Origin of the sequence: Rahnella inusitata (assembly GCF_003263515.1) — a bacterium.
Taxonomy (GTDB): domain Bacteria; phylum Pseudomonadota; class Gammaproteobacteria; order Enterobacterales; family Enterobacteriaceae; genus Rahnella; species Rahnella inusitata.
Window position 1 is genome coordinate 1 of the sequence record NZ_JYDE01000020.1, and the last position, 15,324, is coordinate 15,324.

Consider the following 15,324-nt stretch of genomic DNA (forward strand, 5'->3'; position numbering starts at 1 on the left):
TATACCCCCTCCCGGCCTCCCCCTTCGCAGGGGGAGGAGCAAAGCAAACCTGCTCAGTGCTTTTTTTTATAATGATGGGATGGCGTGTTTAAAAAAGCGTGGTATATCAAAGAGGGAGGTGCTTTCCTCCCTCTTTGGCGGTTTCGGCGCAGGGCGTTAAGCGATCACTGCCATTGAGAAACCGAAACTTTCTCAGTCAGATTTTAAGCGATTTCAGCAGCGGTCTTTGCAGCAGCCTCTGCAACTACTCCGCGTAGACCTTCTCTTTACTCTCACACAAATCCTCGATCAAACAACTCCCGCACCGCGGCTTACGCGCAATACAGGTATATCGCCCGTGCAAGATAAGCCAGTGATGGCAATCGAGCATAAATTCCTTCGGGACGACTTTCAGCAATTTATCTTCGACGTCCTCGACGGTTTTTCCCGGCGCAAACTTCGTCCGGTTGCAGACGCGGTATATGTGCGTGTCGACGGCGATGGTCGGCCAGCCGAAAGCGGTGTTGAGTACCACGTTAGCAGTTTTGCGGCCAACACCCGGCAGGGCTTCCAGCGCAGCGCGGTCTTCCGGGACTTCACCGTTGTGTTTTTCCAGCAAAATGCGGCAGGTTTTGATCACGTTCTCGGCTTTCGAGTTGAACAGACCGATGGTCTTGATGTATTCCTTCACGCCGTCCACGCCGAGCGCCAGAACGCAAGCCGGTGTGTTGGCGACCGGATACAGCTTCGCGGTCGCTTTATTGACGCTGACATCCGTGGCCTGCGCGGAAAGTAGCACCGAAATCAGCAGCTCGAACGGGGTGGTGTACACCAGTTCAGTGGTCGGATGCGGGTTGTTATCCCGCAAACGGCTGAGGATCGCGATGCGTTTTTCCTTATTCATGCACACTTCCTTTTGGCAACGTTTCTTCGGCCGCGACGTGTTGCACGGCTTTCCGCGCTTTCATGCGCTGATCGATCAGGTATTTCGCCGCCAGCAGCAGGCCGAGGCCGATAAAGGCACCCGGTGGCAGCATCGCCAGCAGGAACGGGTTATCCAGATGAATCACTTCGATGCGCAGGACTTTTGCCCACGGACCGAGCAGCAGATCCGCGCCGTTAAATAACACGCCGCTGCCGAGAATTTCACGCATGGAACCGAGCACGAACATCGCACAGGTCGCGCCGAGTCCGGTCATCGCGCCGTCGAGCGCCGCCAGATGCACCGGACTGTTCGCCGCGCAGGCTTCCGCCCGCCCGACCACAATACAGTTGGTTACGATAAGCGGAATGAAGATCCCCAGCGCCTGATACAGGCCGAACGCGTAGGCGTTGATCAGCATTTCGACAGTACTCACCACCGAAGCGATAATCAGCACGTAAATCGGAATACGGATTTCATCGGGAATCCACTTACGGAACGCCGAAATCATGCCGTTGGTGCAGGTCAGTACCAGCGTGGTCGCCAGCCCCAGGCCTAAGGCGTTAGTCGCGGTGGACGTCACGGCCAGCAGCGGGCAAAGCCCCAGCAGCTGCACCAGAGAGGAGTTATTGGTCCACAGACCCTGAACGATTATCTTTTTGGCTTCACTCATCACGGGCTCCACAAGGGGTGAGGTGGGAAAGCTGAGACGGTACCGTCCCGATAAATAACGCTGTCCGCTTAACGGAACGCACCACGGCGCGCGGGGTAATGGTCGCGCCGGTGAATTGATCAAACATACCGCCGTCTTTCTTCACTGCCCAGCGCGCGTCTGCCGCGCCGTTGACGGTCTGATTGGCGAAATGCTTGATCCAGTCGGAAATACGCACTTCAATTTTGTCGCCCAGCCCCGGTGTTTCATGCTGTTCCAGCACGCGGGAACCGTACACTTTGCCGTTGAAATCCGCGGCAACCAGTAACTGAATAGCACCAGAGTAGCCATCCGGTGCAGTGGTTTCTACCACGGCGGCCACCGGCTTACCCGCCTTGCGCGCCAGATACATCCGGTGTGGGGTGGCAGTGCCCAGTGATTCATCAGTGACGTTGTAACATTCATCCTGCAGGTTGTTATCATACACGCTGGCAGGAATGACCTGATCAAACAGCGTCTTTTGCTGTAACAGTGCCTGATGCTCGATAGTCGGCTTGGTCAACAGGTTGACGATGGCGGTCATCCCGGTCATCAGTGCGCCAAAGAAAGCCAGAATCAGGCCGTGGCGTCGCATTGTAGCTAACATAATTCTTCCTCAGCGATGCCCGTAAACGCGCGGCTGCGTGTAGTGATCAATCAACGGTACGGTGATGTTGGCCAGCAGAACGGCAAAGGCCACGCCGTCAGGATAACCGCCGTAAGTGCGGATGAGCCAAATCAGTAAACCAATCAATGCACCGAATATCAGACGGCCTTTCGGCGTCGTCGATGCTGTTACCGGATCGGTCGCGATAAAGAAAGCGCCCAGCATCGTTGCACCTGAGAACAGGCCGACCAACGGCGAGGAGTAGCTCTCCGGCGCCAGACCCCAGGCGAGCGCAGCGCAAAACGCCAGCATGCCGAGCATCGCCACCGGAATGTGCCAGCTGATGATTTTACGCCACATCAGGAACAGGCCACCGGCCAGGAACCCGAGGTTAATCCACTGCCAGCCGAGACCGGCCAGCGAGCCGCCAAACAGCGGGGTGGCGAGGATCTGATCGGCAGAATGGCCTGAGCGTAAACCGGTTTTAAACGCATCCAGCGGCGTCGCCTGCGTCACGCCATCGACGTTCATCTGGAGCTGATACGCGCTCAGATCCTGACTGTTGTGACCGGTGAAAATGGTCAGCAGCGTGTCGGTAAAACTGACGTGATGATGCTGCAACGCATCCGGTGGCAGCCAGGTGGTCATCTGCACCGGGAAGGAAATCAGCAGCACGACGTAACCGACCATCGCCGGGTTAAACGGATTCTGACCCAGACCACCGTACAACTGCTTGGCGATGATAATGGCGAAAATGGTGCCGAGCACCACCATCCACCAGGGGCCGAGCGGCGGCAGGCTGACACCCAGCAGTACCGCAGTCAGCAGGGCACTGTTATCGCCCAGCCGTTTTTTTACCGGTTGTTTGCGCAGCTGCAATACTGCGCCTTCCGCCAGCAGCGCAATGGTGATTGCCAGCGCGAGCTGAACCAGCGTGCCGTAACCGAAGAACCAGACCTGAGCTATCAGGCCGGGAATACACGCCAGAATCACCATCATCATGATGGTGCTGGTGTTCTGGCGGTTATGCGTAAAAGGTGAACTTGCGATCCTGAAGGCCATTTATTCCTCGTTCGACATGGTCTGAGCGGCTTTACGGGCCTTAACTCGGGCGATCGCAGCAGCGACGGCGGCTTTGCGTGGATCGCTTTCTTGTTGTGATGGTTCTTTTTGTTCTGACTCTTCGCCAGCGGCGGATTCCAGCGCGGCGGCCTTTTTGGCTTTCGCACGGGCAATGGCCGCAGCGACGGCGGCTTTACGTTTATCGTCAGCGGAAGGTTCTGCCGGTGACGTTGTCACTGATTTCTCCACGGCGGCTTCTTCACTGACACCCTGCGCGGCAGCCGCTTTTTTGGCTTTCACACGGGCAATAGCGGCGGCCACGGCGGCTTTGCGGTCATCTGCGGCCTCTTCGGGCGCAGCGATATGCAGCTCGCTGTCCGTCGCTTCCACCACCACGCCGGTTCCGGCTTTTTTAGCCTTCATCCTGGCGATGGCAGCAGCGACGGCGGCTTTACGGTCGTCACCGGCGGTCGGGGCAGTTTGCGGGACCGGTTCAGACGCGACCGGAATTTCCTGCTCAGCGGCGGCCTTTTTAGCTTTCGCGCGGGCAATGGCCGCAGCCAGTGCGGCTTTACGCGGATCGGCATCGGCGGATTCTGTCGCCACGTCAGCAACCGGCGCGTCTTCCACCGGCGTTTCATCGAGCTTCACGGCGGCTTTTTGATGTTTCTCTTCACGCGCTAACTTCTCGCGTTCCATACGCGCCTGTTTGGCTTCAAAGCGGGCTTTGGCTTCGGTCGCACGGGCGGTTTCAGTGTCGATGGCGCGGATTTCGGCCTTTTCCTGCCGGTAATATTGCACCAGCGGAATGTTGCTCGGGCAGACATAGGCGCAGGCACCACATTCGATGCAGTCGAACAAATTATGGTTACGGGCTTTCTCGTGTTCCTGACCTTTACTGAACCAATACAGTTGCTGTGGCAGCAAACCGGCGGGGCAGGCGTCGGCGCACAGGCTACAACGGATGCAGGCTTCTTCCTGCTCAGGCTGACCGAGTTCGGATTCAGACGGGGCCAGCAGGCAGTTGGAAATTTTAACCACCGGCACGTTAAGCGATGGCAGGGTGAAGCCCATCAGAGGCCCGCCCATGATCACCATCTTTTTGTCGCCCTGCGGCTGCAATGCGCCTTCCTGCATCAGATGCGCTACCGGTGTGCCAAGACGCGCCCAGACGTTGCCCGGTTTCGCCATCGCTTCGCCGGTCAGCGTCACCACGCGTTCGATCAGCGGTTCGCCGTCGATAATCGCGCGTTTGATGGCATACACCGTGCCGACGTTTTGCATCAGCACGCCGATAGACGACGAGTGATGGCCTTTCGGCACTTCGAGTCCGGTCAGAATTTTGGTCAGCTGTTTGGCGCCGCCGGAGGGGTATTTGGTTGGCACCACACGCAGTTGGAAGCGCACGCCAGCGGCGAGATCACGCTCCGCGTTGGCTTTGATGGCAGCGTTAAATGCAGCAATGGCTTCCGGCTTATTGTCTTCGATACCGATAAGCACGCGTTCAGGATGCAGCATATGGCACAGAATGCGGGTGCCTTCGAGGATCTGATCCGCATGCTCCTGCATCAGCCGGTCATCGGCGGTGATGTAAGGTTCGCACTCGGCGGCGTTGAGAATAAGCGTGCGGGTAGAGGTCAGTCCGCCCGAGAGTTTGCTGGCGGTCGGGAAGCCCGCGCCGCCGAGACCGGCAATACCGGCCTGACTGATGCGCTGATTCAGCTCATCGGCGGAAAGCGTGCGGTAGTCGGCGATAAATTCGCGCTCGCACCAGGTGTCCTGGCCATCGGCGTCAATCAGTACGCAAAGCTCTTTAAGCCCGGAAGGGTGAGCAGTGATGTGCGGCTCGATGGCAGTGATCACGCCGGAGGTCGGTGAATGCACCGGTACCGTCCGGCCACGGCCTGTGGTCAGCGGCTGACCTTTCAGTACGCGGTCGCCCGCCTGCACGCACAGCTCGCCCTCAGGGCCAAGATGTTGCTGGATAGGAATGATAAAGCGCTCAGGCAGCGGCACGTTGCGCAGCGGAACGTGGCTTGACTGAGTCTTCATTTCCGGCGGATGGATCCCGCCATCGAAGTCCCAGACTTTGTCTTTTTTGAGCGCGGCAAACAGATTAAACATGTTACTCCGCATGGATGACCTGAACCGGAATGGATTGCATATCCCACTTCCAGTTTGCTGTGGTGGTTTTGATCGGCAGCATTTCGATGCAGTCCGTCGGGCACGGCGCGACGCACAGATCACAGCCGGTACATAAATCGGTCACAACGGTATGCACGGCGCGGGTGGCACCCACGATGGCATCGACCGGGCAGGCCTGAATGCACTTGGTGCAACCGATGCAGTTGCTCTCATCGATGTAGGCAACGCGGCGTACGGGCGCGGCGGCAGCGGCGTCTTCACCCATCGGTTGCGGCTCGACGTTGAGCAGCGTGGCGAGTTTCAGCATTACCGCTTCGCCACCCGGCACGCATTTATTGATGCTGTCGCCATTGGCGACGGCTTCGGCGTAAGGCTTACAGCCGGGATAGCCGCATTGCGCGCACTGGCTTTGCGGCAGGATATCGTCAATCTGATCGACAACCGGATTGCCTTCGACGGCAAAACGGCGCGAGGCGTAGCCCAGCAGCAGGCCAAAAACCAGCGCCAGAGCGGTCAGTGCGGCAATCGCTACCCATAATTCAAACATCAGAATTTCACCAGACCGGTGAAGCCCATAAAGGCCAGTGACATCAGACCGGCGGTGACCAGCGCAATGGACGACCCTTTGAACGGTGCAGGGACGTCAGCGACCACCAGACGCTCACGGATGGCGGCAAACAGCACCATGACCAGTGAGAAGCCGAGCGAGGCGGCGAAGCCGTACAGCGCAGATTCCATAAAGCCGAACTGCTGATTGATGTTCAAAAGCGCCACGCCGAGTACGGCGCAGTTGGTGGTAATGAGCGGCAGGAAGATACCCAGCAGGCGATACAGTGACGGGCTGGTTTTGCGAACCACCATTTCAGTGAACTGCACCACCACAGCGATGACCAGAATGAACGCCATCGTGCGCAGATAGACCAGCTCCAGCGGCATCAGGATGAAGGTGTTGACCATCCACGAGCAGATATTCGACAGGGTGATAACGAACGTGGTCGCCAGCCCCATGCCAATAGCCGATTCGAGCTTCTTGGAAACGCCCATAAAAGGGCACAGGCCAAGAAACTTCACCAGAACGAAGTTATTCACCAGCATGGTGCCAACAAACAGTAATAAGTATGAGGTCATGACAATAGCCCGGACATAATAAACATTAAAACTTCAGGGTTATTCCGTGAAGGTTTCTTTCACCCGCAGTGAGCGCTTAAAATAAGGCACAAACACCGCAGCGGCTAATAACGGTAACAATAAGTTACGGACAGCCAGATCGTCGGTAATCGGCGAGAAAGCAAAGGCTTTTACCGCCAGTAATACGGTACACAACAACCAAATAATATACATTTTCGGCAAGGCTTTGGCGCGCTTGCAGAATTGCCACAGTACAGCGACGGTAAATAACCCCATCGCCAACGTGGTCACTACGGAGAAATACCACTGCAGGGTAAATGCCTGCGAATTGGTCAGCAAATAATCCCGCGATTCCGGCATAAATAATGCCATGGAAAACAACGCCAGCATTAATACGACGCTCATCAGTGTCACAATCAGATACGCCATCGGAGCCAGTAACCATCCGCCAATACGTTTGTAGCCCGGAATATTCGACATAAAAAACCTTTATTACGCGGGTTTTTCCACCCGGACAGCACAGGGAGTCTTTCCCCACCTTCAAGGCGCAGTAGCTTAACCTGAGAGATAATTTCTCGTTATCGTATTTATGTGATCAATATCCCCTTCATTTCGGAAGGGGATTTGCAATGAATGGCGGATTAACGCACAGGCACCAAAATTTCCGTCGCGACGATCACCACAATCAGGCCAACCAGAACCGGCACGGAAGTACGTTTGACGACTTCAAACGGGGAGATTTTTGCCATACCGGCGACGGCGACGATCACGCCGGAGACCGGTGAAATCGTACGTCCGAGGTTAGAGGCCTGAAGCATCGGGATCACCAGATACTCCGGGTTAATGCCCATTTTTGCCGCCAGTTTCGGGATAAGTTCAACGAAGGCATAGAAGGAGGCGTTACCGGAACCGGTCGTCATGGCGGCCAGCACGGTGATCACCACCAGAACCAGCATCATAATAATGCTGCCGGAACCGAAGTTCTGCGCCAGTCCGATCAGGCTGCTGATGAAGCCGACGGTGCTCAGCCCTTGCGCGAAGACGCCTGCCGCGACCAGTAACATCACCACGTTGGCGAAGGCATCCGCCATGCCGCGATAGGCGACGTCCAGACCGGCGAACACGATTTTCCCGCTGCGGTTGCGCACGGTTTCAATCAGTGCGGTAAGCAGCATACAAATCACCAGAATGGTGATGATGTGCAGATTCGGTCCCCATTTGCCGTCGAAAATCAGCACGCCGATGATGGGAGTGAAAGGAAGAATGGCGTAAAACGCGGGCGCGTTGGTTTCCACAACGTCATCTTTATTCGAATCCACGGCACCCACCAGTTCAGAGGTATCGCGTTTATCCAGATAGCGCTGCCAGAAGAAGTGGGCGACGGCCATCGCCACAATGGCGGCGATAGAAATTGGCAGGGTGACTTTAAATGCGAAATCCACCAGCGGCATGTTCGCCGCCTGCGCCGCCAGCACCACGTCGCCGGAGGTCGGAGAAAGAATGATCGCCGCAGGCGACGCACAAATCGCCGCTGCCGCACCACGGCTGATGCCGACGTTGACCATGATCGGGAACAAGGTTGCCATCAGCAGCACGCCCAGTCCGGTCGCTGAGGAGACGGCCAGTGACATCAGGCACGCCAGAATATAGGCCGCGACCATCAGGATATACGGGGAGTTGATCATCCGCAGCGGGCGGGATGCCAGCCTGACCACCACGTCGTTTGCGCCAATATGCGTCATGTAAGCCGCGAAACCGCACAGCATCATGATCATCATGCCGAGATCGCCACCGCGGCTCATCAGCAGAATTTTGACGTACTCGACGATATCCGTCGTATTCCAGCCGGTGCTCTTCGCGCCCTCCGGCAGTACGCTGTGGCCCATCAGCGCGCTTATCACCAGCAACAACAACCCGCCTACCATCAGCACGCCGGTTGGTGAATACCCTTTGATGATGTATCGCCCGACAAACACGGCGACCATCAGCCCGATCAGCAATTCCCACATACACAGACTCCCCGGAAGTTAAATTTGGACAAAGGCGGGCACTGTGAACAATAAATGCGGTGCGTGTTATGACGCCCATCAATGATTGGGATTGAAAGGGGGTGGGGAATTGGGAAATGTGATGGGGGGCTGGCATCAGTACGCGGGCCGCTCCCTCCCCTTCGCAGGGGGAGGAGCAAAGTGCCATCTTTTGCAAAATCTCAAAGTTTCGGGATTTCCCGATAAAACCCAACGCCTATCAGCCTGCCAAACAAGAACGGAATAAATTTTCGCCCGCGCAGCCACGCCTCCATTCGGGATGGGGGTTTAGTTCTTTTCTTCTGCCCCGCACGACTGATCATAATCTGCAATGACTGTGTCGCCCACGTCGGAAACGTCCGGCGGCGCTGAATGCGTTTCAGATGCCGCAACGTCAGCGCCCCGGATTTCAGCGGCTGCGTAATAATATTGGCTGTCGCCACCGCGTCCTGAATTGCCAGATTTACGCCCACGCCGCCAATCGGCGACATCGCGTGCGCCGCATCGCCGATGCACAGCAGGCCAGGTTTTGCCCATTCTTTGAGGCGGTCAATGCGGATCACCAGAAGGCGCACGTCGTCCCAGCTGGCGATATCTTCCTGCAAACGCGCACGCCCGAACGGCGAAACCTCGGCCAGCAAATCGATAAATGGCGGAATGCCCTGCGCCTTGAGGGCGTCGAGGCTGTCCTTTGCGATCGAGTAGCCGCACTGCCAGTAATCGCCGCGGTCGATCATGATGAAGTTTTTCTTCGGCCCGCGATGCCCCATTGACCACTCAGGGTCGTCCGGGCGCTTGTTGATTTTCAGCCACAGCACGTCGCGCGGTGCGCCGAAGCGGCGGATTTCCATGCCAGCCTGTTCACGCACAATAGAATTTCGCCCGTCACAGCCGACCACCAGATCTGCATGAAAAGCCTGTTGTTCGCCATCCACCTCAGCCATCACGCCGGTGACCTTGCCGTTATCTTCCTGCAAGGACAACACCTGCGCGTTGTGGATCAAACGGAAATTGGGCAGCACGGCGGCTTTACCGGCTATGAAGTTCAGGAAATCCCACTGCGGCATAAACGCAATGAATTTGCACTGCGTCGGAAGATGGCTGAAATCCGCCAGCGTGGTTTCCTTGCCGTTGATTTCACCGTAGAGCTTTTCGGCGCGCTGATGCGGCAGTTTCAGAAATTCATCGAGAAAGCCGAGCTGCCAGATAATGTCCAGCGTCGAAGGGTGAATAGTGTCGCCGCGAAAATCACGCAGGAAATCCCGGTGTTTTTCCAGCACCGTCACGTCAATGCCCTTACGTGCCAGCAAATAGCCCAGCATTAAACCCGCCGGGCCGCCGCCCACAATGCAACATGACGCCGCGGCGGACTCAGTATTCGGTGACATAACAACCTGCCTGTCAAAATGAATTCACATGATAACAATTATCATTTGCGCCGATGCGCGTCAATCGACCTGACCTCTCATTACCATTGGCGGAATGCGCCACGCCGGAACAACGCCTGCACGTTTCACGCCCGTTTCGCCTGCAAATTGCACCACGACGATCTTTTCCGTTCACGTCCGTTTTGAATGTAAAACAAGCAATGTGCCTATAAATCATGCGGTTAAACTCTGCGCGCAAAACTGGCAGACAAATTGCAAAGTGGTCCACAGGTTGAGTTGTTGGGCCAATTTTGGCAGATGCGCGGAGACACAGATGCACGGTGAACTGAATTTATTGCACCCGATCGCGCCACAGCAGAGTGACACGCTGGTGCTGGATGCGCTGACCCGGTATGTGGCGCAGTCCGGCACCCGCGTGGGGGAGAAATTACCGCCGGAGCGCGTACTGGCCGAAGGGCTGGCGGTCAGCCGCAACACGGTGCGTGAGGCACTCAAACGCTGGGAAGCACTGGGAATAATCCTGCGTAAAAAGGGCAGCGGAACTTTCCTGCAATCGGAAGTCACTGCCAACGACAGCTTTCTGTCGCTGCGCTTCAAAAATGATTCCGCGACCATGCTGCACGCGCTGGAAGTGCGCCGGATCATCGAATGCGAAGCCTCGGCGCTGGCGGCGGTGCGCGCGACGGAGAGCGATTTGCTGTTCATCGAACATAAGCTGGATGTGATGGAAAAAGTCCACCTGAGCGTCGGCTCCGCCGGGGCTGAAGACTGGCAGTTTCACGCCGCAATTTACACCGCCGCGCACAATCCGCTGCTGTTGCAGATGGTCGGCGGTATCTACGACCTGCTGCATGCCTTTTTCGAATCGCCGCCGGAACAGGCGCTGTTTAGCGATTCGTTCCCGCTGCACCGCACGTTATTTGAAGCCATCGCGCGCCGTGAGCCGGAAACCGCACGCAGGCTGAGCAACGACATTCTGAACATAACTGAACGCGACATGAAGGAAGTGATCAATGCAGCAAGATGATAAAAGCCAGCACGATGAATTGTCGGAAAGTACCCGTTTAGTCCACGACGCGCGGCACGACCGCGGGGCGATCTCGCCGCCGATTTACCAGTCGTCACTTTTCAGTTTCACCGATTATGACAGCATGATCGCCCGTTTTCGCGGCGACAGCGACCACGCGCTCTATTCCCGCGTCGATAACCCGACGGTGGTGGAATTGCAGAAAAAGGTGGCGCAGCTGGAGGGCGGCGAAGCCTGTCTTGCGTTCGGCAGCGGCATGGCGGCGATCAGTAACGCCATTCTCAGCGTGGCCGGTCCCGGCGACAAAGTGGTGTGCGTCAATCACGTTTATCCGGATACCTACCGTTTCCTGCGCGGGTTCTGCACCCGTTTTCAAATTGAATCTCAGTTTGTCGACGGCAGTTCGCTGGCCGTTCTGGAAGACGCGATGCAGGGCGCGAAGCTGCTGTATCTCGAAAGCCCGAACAGCTGGGTGATGGGCGAACAAAATCTGCGGGCGATTGCTGAATTAGCGAAAAAATACGGTGTGGTGACGATGATCGACAACAGCTGGGCGTCGCCGATTTTCCAGAAACCGCTGGCGGCGGGTATCGATCTGGTTATCCACTCTGCGTCCAAATACATCAGCGGACACAGCGACGTGGTGGCCGGACTGGTTATCTCCGGCGCTGAACGCATCAGCGCCATCAGCCGTAATATCAGCCCGTTTTTGGGGGGCAAACTTTCCGCCAATGAAGCCTGGCTGCTGCTGCGCGGCCTGCGCACATTGCCGCTGCGGATGCGTCAGCATCATGAAAGCGCACTCCAGCTGGCGCACCGCCTGCAAGGTTATTCGCGCATCACCAGGGTCAATCATCCCGGTTTAGACCCGCTGCCGACGTCGACCCTCACCGGCTACAGCGGCCTGTTTTCCTTCGAACTCGGCGACGGCATCGACATTCCTGCGTTCTGCAACGCGCTTAAGTTATTCCGCATGGGCGTCAGCTGGGGCGGTTTCGAAAGCCTGGTGATGCCGGCTGTCTCCGTGCTCAATCAGGCGGGTGAATTCAATTCGGCGATTGATTTCGGCGTATCGCCGCGGGTGATCCGCATTTCCATCGGCCTGGAAGATACCGAAGATTTGTGGCGCGACCTGAAAAACGCCATTGAAAGCGCCTGTTTCTGAAGATTTTTCTCAAAGACTGTTCCTGTGATCCGACCCTTAGCTCCGTGGAGAATCAAGATTATGCGACACCCGAAACGTCATGTGCTCAGCCTGCTGGCTTTAAGCGTCAGCCTGTTTTCCTGCGCCAGCTTCGCCGCCACCAAACTGACGCTGGTGGAAGTGATCACCAGCCCGGCGCGTACCGAAATGCTGCAAAAAATGCTCACCGCCTACAAAGCGCAACATCCGGACGTTGAGATTGAAGTGGTGTCGCTGCCGTGGGGGCAGGCGTTTGAAAAACTGGGCACCATGATCCAGAGCGGGCAATACCCGGACGTGGTGGAAATGCCGGACACCTGGCAGGGGTTGTACGCCAGTAACGGCATGCTGGCGGATCTTGAACCGCGTCTGAAAAGCTGGAACGGCACGCCAGACTTAACCGACAAAACGCTGACCATGGCGCGCTCTTCCGGCGGCACGGCAACGATGGTTCCGTATGGTTTCTACCTGCGGGCAATGTTCTGGAACAAGAAACTCTTCCAGCAGGCCGGGCTTACCGAAGCGCCGAAAACGATGAATGAGTTTATGGCCGATGCCAGGAAAATTAGCGCCCTCGGCAACGGCATCAGCGGCTACTGTATGCGCGGTGGCGTCGGCGGCACCAACGCGTGGATGATGTTTATGGCGGCGATGAACGGCTCGCCGGAGTTCTTCGACAAAGAGGGCAACAGTACGCTGACGCAACCGGGCGCTATTAAGGGCGCGCAGTTCCTGGTGGACATGTATCAGAAAGGCTATGCGCCGAAAGACAGCGTCAATTGGGGCTTCAATGAAATCGTCTCCAGCTTCTACTCCGGCAAGTGCGCGATGCTCGATCAGGATCCCGATGCGTTAATTGCCATCAAAAACAGCATGAATCCGGACGATTTCTCGGTCGCGCCGATGCCGCTCGGGCCGAACGGCAAAGCCTATCCGACCATCGGTTATACCGGCTGGTCAATGTTCAAACAAAGCAAAAATCAGGATCAGGGATGGGATCTGATCTCATTTCTCAGTAACAAAGAGAACAACCTGACGTGGTCGAAATTTGTTGGCACGTTGCCGATTTATAAAGGCGCGGAGCAGGACGCTTATTACCACGCACCACAGTTTGCCGGCTGGTTTGCCGAGCTGAACAGCCCGGATTACATTCCGCTGACCATGCCGACGCACCTCAAAGGCTGGGGCTATTTTAACTCGGTCATCGTCAAAGACAGTTCGCAGGAAACGCTGCTCGGCCAGAACGACACCGAAAGCATGGTGAAAGACTGGGCGAAGTACCTGACCAAAGAACAAAAAGCGTGGCTGGCCGCGCAGAAGTAAGGTTCACCGGCTCCGGCAACTGCTGCCGGAGCGCAAATTTCACTTTGTTGGAGACGCGTCATGATGTTGGAAGTTTCACCACCAGACACCGCTGCCGCGCCGCGCTTTCCCCGTTTGCGGGCGCTGCTGGAACCCTGGGTGTACCTCAGCCCGACGCTGGTGCTGATCGCGCTGTTTATTTTTGTTCCGATGGCGATCGGCATTTCCTATGCGTTCCAGAATATTCAGCTGCTTAACCCTTCCGACACCGGCTGGGTCGGGCTGGATAATTTTCGCACCATGTTTGACGACCGGCATTTCTACGCCGCGCTGCGTCACACCTTCAACTGGACGCTGACGTCCTTAGTCCTGCAGTTCGCGCTGGGTCTCGGGCTGGCGTTGCTGCTTAACCGCGAATTCGCCGGACGCGGCTGGGTCCAGGCACTGGTGTTTCTGCCGTGGGCAGTACCGGCATTTCTCTCCGGCCTGACCTGGGCGTGGTTGCTCAACCCGGTGATCGGCGTGTTGCCGTACTGGCTGACCGATCTGCACATTATTTCCGAGCCTTACAACATTCTGTCCGATCCGCAACTGGCGCTGTACGGGCCGGTGGTCGCCAACGTCTGGTTCGGCATTCCGTTCTTTGCGATCACCTTGCTGGCGGCGTTGCAGTCGATCCCGAAAGATTTATACGAAGCCGCGGCGATGGACGGTGCGTCCGGCTGGCAGCAATTTTGCAAAGTAACGCTGCCGTTTCTGGCACCGATGATTGCCATCACGGTGATGCTGCGTACCATCTGGATCGCCAATTTCGCTGACCTGATTGTGGTGATGACCGACGGCGGTCCGGCGAATTCAACATCGATTCTCTCGAGTTTCATTTTCACGACAGCCTACCGCAAACTCGACTTTGGCTATGCCTCGGCGATGGCGGTCTTCCTGCTGGTGCTGATGACGCTTTACGCGCTGGTTCTTCTGCGCATCCGCCATCAGTTATTGAAATAAAGGAGCGCCACATGAATGCATTGTCATTAGGACTCTGGCTGCGCAAAGGCGGCCACCGGCTGGGGATCCTGTTCTACCTGATCTTCTCACTGTTCCCGATTTACTGGCTGATCAAAATCTCGATCACGCCGGACAAACTGCTCTACAGCGAAGGCGTCAAGATGTGGCCGGGTGAGATGACGCTGGTGCATTTTCAGCGCGTGTTTACCGAAAGCCAGTTTCCGCTGTATTTCTTTAACAGCCTGATTGTCTCATTCGGCACGGCATTCCTGACCACGGTGATTGCCGCTGGTGCGGGTTTTGCGTTTTCCCGCTTCAGCTTTAAAGGCAAAACGGTGATGGCGGCGCTGCTGCTGTTCACCCAGATGTTCCCGCTGGTGATGATCCTCGCGCCGATTTACAAAGTGATGGCACCGCTCGGGCTGACCAACAGCCTGCTGGGGTTAATTCTGATCTACACCGCGTTTAACGTGCCGTTCGCGACCTTTCTTATGCAGTCATTTTTCGACAGCATTCCGAAAGATCTCGAAGAGTCAGCGATGCTGGAAGGGTGCAGCCGTTTTATGGCGCTGCGTAAAGTCATCATCCCGCTGACCTTGCCGGGCATGGCCGCCACGCTGGGATTTGTGTTTACCGCGGCGTGGAGCGAACTGTTGTTCTCGCTGATGTTAATCAACAAAAATGACGTGATGACCTTCCCGGTGGGTTTGCTGAGTTTTGTGTCGAAGTTTGCGGTTTCCTGGGGCGACATGATGGCGGCGGCGGTGCTGGCGCTGATCCCTGCCTGTCTGTTCTTTGCGTTTATTCAGCGTTACCTGGTTCAGGGGCTGACTGCCGGTGCGGTAAAAGGATAATTTT

The 15,324-nt window shown here is 56.7% G+C and carries 15 protein-coding genes; 5 read left to right on the forward strand and 10 right to left on the reverse strand.

All coding sequences use genetic code 11. From position 1 onward, the window contains the following. Positions 1 to 244: 244 nt before the first annotated feature. The 10 genes from nth to TU92_RS12925 form a co-directional block, all read right to left on the reverse strand. Positions 245 to 883, reverse strand: coding sequence for an endonuclease III (gene nth, locus TU92_RS12880; RefSeq protein WP_112167622.1), 639 nt, complete (start codon positions 881 to 883; stop codon positions 245 to 247). Then, the gene (locus TU92_RS12885; RefSeq protein WP_112167623.1) at positions 876 to 1,574 is read right to left on the reverse strand and encodes an electron transport complex subunit E; all 699 of its coding nucleotides are present in this window, start codon (positions 1,572 to 1,574) and stop codon (positions 876 to 878) included. The genes nth and TU92_RS12885 overlap by 8 nt, the downstream gene beginning before the upstream one ends. Further along, a complete protein-coding gene (gene rsxG, locus TU92_RS12890) occupies positions 1,567 to 2,199 on the reverse strand; it encodes an electron transport complex subunit RsxG (RefSeq protein ID WP_112167624.1) in 633 nt (210 codons plus the stop codon). Before rsxG ends, TU92_RS12885 begins: the two co-directional genes overlap by 8 nt. A 9-nt stretch (positions 2,200 to 2,208) precedes the next feature. Next, the gene (rsxD, locus tag TU92_RS12895; protein ID WP_112167625.1) at positions 2,209 to 3,261 is read right to left on the reverse strand and encodes an electron transport complex subunit RsxD; all 1,053 of its coding nucleotides are present in this window, start codon (positions 3,259 to 3,261) and stop codon (positions 2,209 to 2,211) included. Continuing rightward, complete coding sequence (gene rsxC / locus TU92_RS12900) at positions 3,262 to 5,385, reverse strand: electron transport complex subunit RsxC (protein ID WP_112167626.1); 2,124 nt, start codon at positions 5,383 to 5,385, stop codon at positions 3,262 to 3,264. Between the two features lies 1 nt (position 5,386). After that, positions 5,387 to 5,953, reverse strand: a complete 567-nt coding sequence (gene rsxB, locus TU92_RS12905) for an electron transport complex subunit RsxB (protein WP_112167627.1) — start codon at positions 5,951 to 5,953, stop codon at positions 5,387 to 5,389. After that, on the reverse strand, positions 5,953 to 6,534 hold the full coding sequence (gene rsxA / locus TU92_RS12910) for an electron transport complex subunit RsxA (protein WP_112167628.1): 582 nt from the start codon (positions 6,532 to 6,534) through the stop codon (positions 5,953 to 5,955). Before rsxA ends, rsxB begins: the two co-directional genes overlap by 1 nt. 39 nt (positions 6,535 to 6,573) lie before the next feature. Then, complete coding sequence (locus tag TU92_RS12915) at positions 6,574 to 7,014, reverse strand: DUF2569 domain-containing protein (protein WP_112167629.1); 441 nt, start codon at positions 7,012 to 7,014, stop codon at positions 6,574 to 6,576. A gap of 161 nt (positions 7,015 to 7,175) precedes the next feature. Beyond that, a complete protein-coding gene (gene dcuC / locus TU92_RS12920) occupies positions 7,176 to 8,543 on the reverse strand; it encodes an anaerobic C4-dicarboxylate transporter DcuC (RefSeq protein ID WP_112167630.1) in 1,368 nt (455 codons plus the stop codon). A 200-nt stretch (positions 8,544 to 8,743) separates the two neighbouring features. Then, positions 8,744 to 9,949: an FAD-dependent oxidoreductase gene (locus TU92_RS12925; protein WP_112167631.1), complete on the reverse strand. Its 1,206-nt coding sequence runs from the start codon at positions 9,947 to 9,949 to the stop codon at positions 8,744 to 8,746. A 313-nt stretch (positions 9,950 to 10,262) separates the two neighbouring features. Here TU92_RS12925 and TU92_RS12930 point away from each other — a divergent pair, with 313 nt between their 5' ends. Genes TU92_RS12930 through TU92_RS12950 form a run of 5 tightly spaced genes read left to right on the forward strand, consistent with a single transcriptional unit; the run spans position 10,263 to position 15,320 of the window. Continuing rightward, positions 10,263 to 10,976 carry a FadR/GntR family transcriptional regulator gene (locus TU92_RS12930; protein ID WP_112167632.1) on the forward strand — a complete coding sequence of 238 codons (714 nt, stop codon included), beginning with the start codon at positions 10,263 to 10,265 and terminating at the stop codon, positions 10,974 to 10,976. Next, positions 10,963 to 12,141 carry an aminotransferase class I/II-fold pyridoxal phosphate-dependent enzyme gene (locus TU92_RS12935; RefSeq protein ID WP_112167633.1) on the forward strand — a complete coding sequence of 393 codons (1,179 nt, stop codon included), beginning with the start codon at positions 10,963 to 10,965 and terminating at the stop codon, positions 12,139 to 12,141. The genes TU92_RS12930 and TU92_RS12935 overlap by 14 nt, the downstream gene beginning before the upstream one ends. Positions 12,142 to 12,201: 60 nt before the next feature. After that, positions 12,202 to 13,482, forward strand: a complete 1,281-nt coding sequence (locus tag TU92_RS12940) for an ABC transporter substrate-binding protein (RefSeq protein WP_112167634.1) — start codon at positions 12,202 to 12,204, stop codon at positions 13,480 to 13,482. Between the two features lie 60 nt (positions 13,483 to 13,542). Beyond that, positions 13,543 to 14,466, forward strand: a complete 924-nt coding sequence (locus tag TU92_RS12945; protein ID WP_112167635.1) for a carbohydrate ABC transporter permease — start codon at positions 13,543 to 13,545, stop codon at positions 14,464 to 14,466. Between the two features lie 11 nt (positions 14,467 to 14,477). Then, positions 14,478 to 15,320: a carbohydrate ABC transporter permease gene (locus TU92_RS12950; protein WP_112167636.1), complete on the forward strand. Its 843-nt coding sequence runs from the start codon at positions 14,478 to 14,480 to the stop codon at positions 15,318 to 15,320. The last annotated feature ends 4 nt before the right edge of the window (positions 15,321 to 15,324 follow it).